Source organism: Mesorhizobium sp. M1A.F.Ca.IN.020.06.1.1, assembly GCF_004023265.1.
GTDB lineage: Bacteria > Pseudomonadota > Alphaproteobacteria > Rhizobiales > Rhizobiaceae > Mesorhizobium.
The window spans coordinates 1-6021 of record NZ_RZSR01000295.1 but is presented as its reverse complement, the minus strand read 5'-3'; the positions used below and the strand labels follow the sequence as shown (position 1 = coordinate 6021).

The 6021-nt window shown below is 64.4% G+C and carries 8 protein-coding genes; 2 read left to right on the top strand and 6 right to left on the bottom strand.

Translation table 11 applies throughout. The features are described from left to right. The 3 genes from EOA60_RS15010 to EOA60_RS15000 all read right to left on the bottom strand — a co-directional run. The coding region (locus EOA60_RS15010; RefSeq protein WP_128311548.1) for an extracellular solute-binding protein at positions 1-866 on the bottom strand (866 nt) is incomplete at its 3' end. A gap of 399 nt (positions 867-1265) precedes the next feature. Then, the gene (locus EOA60_RS15005) at positions 1266-1763 is read right to left on the bottom strand and encodes a GNAT family N-acetyltransferase (protein ID WP_128311547.1); all 498 of its coding nucleotides are present in this window, start codon (positions 1761-1763) and stop codon (positions 1266-1268) included. A 44-nt stretch (positions 1764-1807) separates the two neighbouring features. Further along, on the bottom strand, positions 1808-2785 hold the full coding sequence (locus EOA60_RS15000) for a lytic transglycosylase domain-containing protein (RefSeq protein ID WP_095823232.1): 978 nt from the start codon (positions 2783-2785) through the stop codon (positions 1808-1810). Positions 2786-2961: 176 nt separating this feature from the next. Here EOA60_RS15000 and EOA60_RS14995 point away from each other — a divergent pair, with 176 nt between their 5' ends. Continuing rightward, positions 2962-3531: a methylated-DNA--[protein]-cysteine S-methyltransferase gene (locus tag EOA60_RS14995; RefSeq protein WP_066994936.1), complete on the top strand. Its 570-nt coding sequence runs from the start codon at positions 2962-2964 to the stop codon at positions 3529-3531. A 20-nt stretch (positions 3532-3551) separates the two neighbouring features. On the opposite strand, the gene EOA60_RS14990 is transcribed toward EOA60_RS14995, so the two are convergent. Beyond that, on the bottom strand, positions 3552-3881 hold the full coding sequence (locus tag EOA60_RS14990; protein ID WP_067327152.1) for a hypothetical protein: 330 nt from the start codon (positions 3879-3881) through the stop codon (positions 3552-3554). A gap of 273 nt (positions 3882-4154) precedes the next feature. Between EOA60_RS14990 and EOA60_RS14985 the strand changes: the two genes are divergently transcribed. Next, entirely contained in the window at positions 4155-4367 is a 213-nt protein-coding gene (locus EOA60_RS14985; RefSeq protein WP_066994534.1) for a cold-shock protein, read from the top strand. Between the two features lie 558 nt (positions 4368-4925). On the opposite strand, the gene EOA60_RS14980 is transcribed toward EOA60_RS14985, so the two are convergent. After that, entirely contained in the window at positions 4926-5534 is a 609-nt protein-coding gene (locus tag EOA60_RS14980) for a glutathione S-transferase family protein (protein ID WP_095823233.1), read from the bottom strand. 87 nt (positions 5535-5621) lie between these two features. Beyond that, the coding region (locus tag EOA60_RS14975; protein ID WP_164899319.1) for an EAL domain-containing protein at positions 5622-6021 on the bottom strand (400 nt) is incomplete at its 5' end.

Genomic DNA, 6021 nt, shown 5'->3' with positions numbered 1-6021 from the left:
GCCGGCAGCGGCGCCACAGCGAACTTGCCCTTGATCGGTGAGGTCTCGCTGTTGCCGAGCGCATAGGCATAGGGCCAGTTGCGCATGAAGACGGCATTGCCGGTCTGCCAGACGCCGCGCGATTCCTCTTCCTGGTAAGCGAGCACGCCCGGCGGCGCAATGGTGCCGATCCAGCCCTTGACCATGTCGAGCGCGGCCGCGGCTTGTCGATTGTTGATGGAGACCGTGCCGTTGGGCTCGATGATCTGGCCGCCGCCATTCGACCTCACCCATTCGAGCGCGTCGCAGGTCAGCCCCTCATAGGCGTTGCCCTGGAAGACGAAACCCCACAGGTCCTTGTTGCCGGCGGTGCGCTCCTTGTCCATGACGAGCTTGGCGGTGTCGGCCAGTTCCTGCCAGGTGGTCGGCACCTTGGCGCCATATTTGTCGAGCAGATCCTTGCGGTAATAGAGTGCCGGCGCGTCGGTGAAGATCGGCAGCGCCACCAGCTTTCCGTTCACGGTCTGCGACTGGATGATCGACGGGAAGTGCTCGGCCACGATATCCCTGGTCGCCGCAGTGAGATCGACGAGTTGGCTGGCAAGCTGCGGCGCCCAGATCACGTCGGTCTGGTAGACGTCGATGTCGCTGTTTCCCGCCGCGAGCCACAATCTGAACTGACCGAACTGGTCGGTGCCCGACGGCGGTATCACCACGATGTCGACCTTGTTGCCGCTCCGCTTCTGGTAGCGGTCGAGTATCTCGCGCAAGACCTTGATGCCGTTGCCCGTGTCGCCCGACACGATCGACAGCTCGACCGCGCGAGCCGGCGCCACCGCGAGCATCGCGCCGACGGCAAGTGCGAGGAATGCGCGGTAAAATTTCATGCTGGTGGGCCTCGCCTCGGAACCGTCCACGCGGACCTTGCCGCGTCGGCTGATGATGACCCTCCGCCCGCATTGAATGCGGAGCGACGCTTCGGGGTTCCCGACATGGCCATCGGGGACGGGCCGCGAGGGGACTGACCCGAGTCACTCGGTTAAGGGAGATCTCGCGATTGGCCGCACGCCCAAAGCGGGCGGGCTCCGAAACCCGCCGCCCCGGAGCCCGCCTTGGAGTGGCTGACGCATGCCGGCACAGCCCCTCCGACGCCTTGCCAGCGTCGATCCGCCGATCGGCCGCCCTGCACCACGACGCATTAGCATGCCCTAACGTCAGCTTGTGTGAAGCGGTTCACAATGCGCCCCGCATTCGGTTGTGCCGCCGCAGGCAAATGCCGCGAAGCGTTACCCTTCCCACGCCACTGGGAGCATGTCGAGCCGCTCGTAAAGCCTGAAGGCGGCGGGGTTCTTCACCGTGTTGGTCTTGAGGTCGACATGGGCTGCACCCCTGTCGCGGAAAGTCAGGAACACGTGCCGCATCAGCGCCTCGCCGATGCCGTGCCTTCGCGAGTCCGGATGAACCGCCAGATCCTTGACGAAGCCCGACGCCCAGCAAAGCGCGGCGCCCGCCAGCAGCCCCTTGCCGTCGATGACGAGGCAACAGAGGCCCGGATCGAACTCGGCATCGTCTGAGATGCGCGGCCACCATTCGTCGAGCGGACCTTCGGCGCCGTCGTCGAATGCCTCTTCCAGCAGCGCGTGCAGGGCCTGCGCATCCCTGTGCTCGAACGGGCGCATGACGAAGCCTTCCGGCCAATGCGGCGCGGTCAGCGCATCATCGAGAAGCTTGCGAAGGCGGACATCGTTTGGGGTCGGCGGCCGGCGGCTGTCAGTGTCACGCATGCAACTGCCCCAAAGACCGATGGGACGCGCCTCGTTGCCGGCGCTCAGGCGCCTGGCTGCAGGCGGCGGCGGTCGACGCCGAGACCCGTTTGATCGAGCAGGCCCTTGCGCTTGGCGTCGTAATAATAGCCCGTCTGATAGAGCTGGTCGGCCCGCTTGGCATTACCGCCCGAGACCAGCCAGGCGCCGCGCAGGTATTTGACAGCGTATTTGAGATTGGTTTCGGCGTCGAACAGGCCGGCTGCCGGCCCGTCATAGCCCATGCCGCGTGCGGTCGCGTGCTTGATCTGCATCAGTCCCCAATGACCGTGATTATAGGCCTTCGGATTGAAGGTGCTCTCGCGGTTGACGACATGGCGCACCAGATCGACCGGCACTTCGTAGATCGCCGAATATTTCTCGATCAGCCGCTCGATCTCGGCGCGCGGACCTGTGGCATGCTGTTCGGGCTGGCCCGGTTGGGCAAGCAGCGCCGGGTTCTGCGGCATCACATAGGCGACCTGCTGCACGCCCGGCATGGGAGCCACCTTCGCTGATTGGCCGGTGACCGGCATGGCAACAGCGGCGCTCTTGTAGGCGGCGGCCTGCTTGAGCGCACCGGGGCCGGTCGGCGATGCGCCGGCCAGCAGCACCGGCGGCGGCGGAAACTGCCCGGCGACGGGTGTCGAGCCGGCGAACGCGGCAGGTTGCGCCGGCGGCGGAAGGGCGGCGCCGGGTTGCGCCGGCGGCGGCAACGGCGCACCAGCCGTCGTCGCGCCAGGCGCCGTCGCCCCAGGTGCCGTCGCCAGGGCCACGGCATCGCCGGTCAGCGCCGCCGTTTGCACCTGAGCGAGGCCGGAAGGCTCCGGCAGCACAGCAACGGTTTCGGGCAGCGCGATGGTCGGTGTGTCGTCCTCGGCGGCCGGCGTCGATGCCGCCGCAAGCGCCGGCGAGGGTTTCATCTGTGAGGTCGAGGTACAGCCGCTGAGGCCGGCAGCGGCAACGAGCACGCCGATCGCGGTGAAGATGATTTTCGCTGCCAAGCCCTGCAGGTCCGATTGTCCGTTGTTGAAAAGTCCTTACACCAGCGATTCCAACCGGGCAATCAGGGCCAGTGTGCAGCTTTCGGGTGGCGAGACTCGAAGCAAACTGCGATATTGTTCCCCATCTGTACTGGAGATGTACCCGTTTTTCGCAGTTTGCGGAAAGGAGCGCACCCATGGAAAACGCATTGCCGATCACGGCCGGCCACGCAGTGTTAGAAACAGTGATCGGCTTCATGGGCATCGCCTGGAGCGAAAAGGGCCTGATCCGGCTCTGCCTGCCCGAGCGTAGCCGCGAAGCGGTCGAGCGCCGCCTGTTTCGCCATGCCGGCGTCTCTACCTCCACCGAACAGCCGCAATGGGTGGTCGAACTGATCGCCTCGATCAAGGCCTATGCGGCCGGGGAGGATGTCGATTTCTCCGGCGTGCCGGTCGATCTCGACGGCGTCGACGATTTCCGCCTCGCCATCTATGACGCTGCGCGCAAGCTCGGCTTCGGCGAGACCACCACCTATGGCGAACTGGCCAAGCGGGCCGGCCATGCCGGGCTTGCCCGCGAAACCGGTGCAGCCCTCGGCGCCAATCCGGTGCCGCTGGTCATTCCCTGCCACCGCATCCTTGCCGCGGGGGGCAAGATCGGCGGCTTCTCGGCTACTGGCGGCTCGGCCACCAAGGAGAAGATGCTGGCCATGGAAGGCGTGCGGGTCGGTCCGCCGCCGGCCGCTCAGGCATCATTCGCGTTCTGACACAGCTTGCCGAAAGGACTCTAATGGCGTGGGAAGATCCGCCGTCGGAAATGCCGGTCGAAGTCCGGCCGTTTGCAGATATAGACGGGGCAGGATTTAGTATCGGCGCTCGGCACATAGGCCCGCGCTCTCACCTCGCCCATGTTGCAGAAGCGCTCGTCCCGCACATAGCGGTCATAAAGCGGCAGTCCCGGCACGCGCGTCGACTGATAGCGCAGGATGACCGCGCCCTGCCTGGCGATCGTCGCCCGCACGCGGTCGCAGCTCATGCGCGTCGGGTCGTAGCGCGAGACGGCCTGCGCCTCGGCGGCCACCAACATCAGGCAGGCGGCAAGCAGAATTGTCCTCATGATCTTCTCCCGCAACAGCAAGCGCATCTTCCCTCCACAACGCATCCCCGGCTGCAAACCTTCCAAGCGCAGTGGGCTCCGTTGGACGCTATCGCGGCACATGCCGGTAACGCCATCTTGTTTTCGTTCGCGAACCATACTATATCCGGCGCATTGAATTTGGCCGATCGATCGGGCCGCGATCTTCGCGTTTGCTGACGTCTATCTCCAAAATTTCGATACCACCGGCCGGGCTTTGGTCCGGTCAAACGAAGCAAATGTGAAGGACTCTACATGGCAACTGGTACGGTTAAGTGGTTCAACGCCACCAAGGGCTACGGCTTCATCCAGCCCGACAATGGCGGCGCGGACGTTTTCGTCCACATCTCCGCCGTCGAGCGCGCTGGCATGACCACCCTCGTTGAAGGCCAGAAGATCAGCTTCGAGATCGAGCAGGACCGCCGCACCGGCAAGTCCGCTGCTGGGTCTCTGAGCAAGGCAGCCTGATTTGGCGCTGGCATTTTGCAGCCGGGCGTGATCGCCTGGCATTGCACAATGCGCCTAGTTAGCGACGCGCACCGGGCGAGAGCCTGGAGCGGGCGGCAAGTCACGGATGTACTGACGGTCGTGCGATAAGCGCGCCGGAGCGAAAGGACCCGACAAGCTGGAACAGCAGATAGCTGCCGGCCCGGCCCCAACGCTTCCGATCAGGCTACCGGCATAGGAAGGCGGGCATTGTCCCGCCTTTTTTGTTGCCTGAATTGGCAAGCCGCCGCCCGCGCTTGTGGTCCCACTTTGCTGCCGGCAAACTGCGTGACCAAAGGCCGTTCGCCGTACCGGCCGACAAGAACTTCACTTCGATGAGACCAATCCGCGACATCCATCCCTCCATTTCAAAAGGTGGGAGAGCTTTGGTCGGCGAGGATAGACGACACTTATCGGGCCTTGGCCCTCGAAAGCGCTGATGCTTCGACTGGATCTGGATCGGCACCCCATGCCGAATACGATCGTCTCATCAAATAGCCAGCATTCGGCGGCTGCAAAATGCTGCGGCATAGAAACAGACTACCCCACCCACTCGATCGGCACGCGCCCCTTGTCCGTCTCGACCCGCTTCAGCCACTCCACCACGGCCGGATAGGCGTCGAGCTGGAAACCGCCCATCTCGGCGGTGTGAGTGTAGGCATAGAGCGCAATGTCGGCGACGCTGTAGCTGGCGCCGGCAAAAAAGGCGTTCTGCTCCAGATGCTTGTTCATCACGCCGAGCGCCTTGTTGCCGCGCTCCAAGGTCAGCGCCAACCGTTCCGGCGTCGCATCCTTCGCCCTCTCGGGAAATGTGAGCAGCGCCTTGCGCACCGCGATATAGGGCTCGTGGCTGTACTGCTCGAAGAACAGCCACTGATACGCCAGCGCCCGCTCATATCTGTCGGCCGGCAGGAAGCGCGTGCCTTCGGCGAGATAGAGCAGAATGGCGTTGGATTCAGCGATGCGTCGGCCGTCGTCGAGCTCGAGCAGCGGCACCATCGCGTTGGGGTTCTTGGCGACATAGTCGGCCTTGCGCGTCTCGCCGGTGTGCGAGCTCACTTCGATGCGGGTGAAGGGAATGCCGAGCTTTGCCATCAACAGACGCGGCTTGTAGCAATTGCCGCTGTCAATCATGTCATAAAGGATCATGGCCCCTCTCCGCGCGCGACGAACGATTGGCAGCCTCTAACTCGCCTGTGCGGAGTTCATCCAGTGATTTGTTTTTGAGTGAAAGCATCAGCGGCGCTGATGCAAAGGCACTACCTTGTTGTCCATGCCGAGCAGCGCATCGATCGCCAGCGGCTCTTCGTTGAAGATGGTGCCGGCGAGCGCCGGGCGGGCGAGGTGATATCCTTGCAGGAGGTCGACGCCGCCATCGAGCGCGACGCGCAGATGCGTGGCATGCTCGATGCCCTCGACCAGCACCTTGGCGCCGCGGTCGTGCAGCGTCGAAACCAGCGGCCGGAAGAACCGCTCGGCGGCGGCATGGCGGCAGAACTCGGCGAACCAGCCGCCGTCGATCTTGACGATGTCGGGCGACAGCAGGCCGATGCGCGCTTCGGTCGAATGTCCGGTGCCGAAGTCATCGATGGCGATGCGGACACCGCCACGCCTCATCTCGCGCACGAGGCGGGCG

Excerpts from the sequence above, each read along its gene's own strand:
- EOA60_RS15005 (WP_128311547.1), bottom strand. The coding sequence starts at position 1,763 with ATGCGTGACACTGACAGCCGCCGGCCGCCGACCCCAAACGATGTCCGC.
- EOA60_RS14995 (WP_066994936.1), top strand. The coding sequence starts at position 2,962 with ATGGAAAACGCATTGCCGATCACGGCCGGCCACGCAGTGTTAGAAACA.
- EOA60_RS14990 (WP_067327152.1), bottom strand. The coding sequence starts at position 3,881 with ATGAGGACAATTCTGCTTGCCGCCTGCCTGATGTTGGTGGCCGCCGAG.
- EOA60_RS14985 (WP_066994534.1), top strand. The coding sequence starts at position 4,155 with ATGGCAACTGGTACGGTTAAGTGGTTCAACGCCACCAAGGGCTACGGC.
- EOA60_RS14980 (WP_095823233.1), bottom strand. The coding sequence starts at position 5,534 with ATGATCCTTTATGACATGATTGACAGCGGCAATTGCTACAAGCCGCGT.